The organism is Burkholderia sp. HI2714 (assembly GCF_002223085.1).
Taxonomy (GTDB): Bacteria; Pseudomonadota; Gammaproteobacteria; order Burkholderiales; family Burkholderiaceae; genus Burkholderia; species Burkholderia lata_D.
This window is the reverse complement of sequence record NZ_NKFM01000158.1, coordinates 1-1,033: the sequence shown is the minus strand read 5'-3', so window position 1 is coordinate 1,033 and position 1,033 is coordinate 1. Positions and strand designations below refer to the sequence as shown.

Annotated in this window: 1 protein-coding gene; it reads left to right on the top strand. The window is 50.0% G+C overall.

Annotated features, from left to right (window positions below; translation table 11 throughout):
- The first annotated feature begins 159 nt into the window (after positions 1-159).
- A complete protein-coding gene (locus CFB82_RS41625; protein ID WP_089487974.1) occupies positions 160-876 on the top strand; it encodes an FRG domain-containing protein in 717 nt (238 codons plus the stop codon).
- Positions 877-1,033: the final 157 nt, after the last annotated feature.

The window sequence follows — 1,033 nt, the reverse complement described above, 5'->3', positions numbered from 1 at the left end:
TACAGCCCGGAGCTCAATCGCATCGAGAAACTGTGGCACAAGATGAAATATGAGTGGCTGGCCTTCAAGGCGCGTGACATCCAAACCCTTGAAGAAGACGTCGATACGGTCCTTCAAGGATTCGGATCAAATTATAGATTTACTTTCTGTTGAGAGCTTATGCAATGGGAAGAAGTTTCTAAGCTTTTCCCGAATAGCCGAATTGCCCGCAACGTCCAAGTGACAGCCACTTGGACCGCTGATGCACTTACGTTGAATTGGACTTCGGATGCGGGCGGGCAAGGTCAAGCGATATTGCCCGCCTCTACTTCAGGAACCCTTTCGGAGTATCCAGAAAACCCTATATCGTGGGATGACTTCAAGAAGAAAATAATCGCTCTTGAACCGCGACATTTTGTATTTCGCGGGCAACGCAAACCGAGAAAACTCCGAACGTCCTACCATCGCACTGGGCGCGCGAACCTCACTCGCTACACAGCGGTTGATATTCCGGCGCTGCACCAACATATCAGCGGCCGTACACGCCACTTGTTCGCGTTGGAGGATCGCTTGGAATACGGCGCCTTTCTTCATTTAGCGCAACACCACGGCTACCCAACGCCGTTATTAGACTGGTCCTATTCTCCATTCGTTGCCGCCTTTTTTGCGTTTCGTTCGGCGCGCAATAGCGACGCCGCGAAAGCGAGTGACGACGATTGCGTTCGCATATTCAAATTCGATAAGGCGGCCTGGCAAAAGACATTCGCTAATGAATCAAATATCGACGCGTTACGACTGCATCTGTCGTTCCTTGAATTTTTAGCTGTCGATAACGAGCGGATGATTCCGCAGCAGGCACTTTCAAGCGTCACCAATATCGACGACGTCGAAACGTAAGCTCTCAACAGAAAGTAAATCTATAATTTGATCCGAATCCTTGAAGGACCGTATCGACGTCTTCTTCAAGGGTTTGGATGTCACGCGCCTTGAAGGCCAGCCACTCATATTTCATCTTGTGCCACAGTTTCTCGATGCGATTGAGCTCCGGGCTGTA

Bases quoted from the DNA above. Each gene is read 5' to 3' on its own strand.
- CFB82_RS41625 (WP_089487974.1), top strand. From the start codon at position 160: ATGCAATGGGAAGAAGTTTCTAAGCTTTTCCCGAATAGCCGAATTGCC.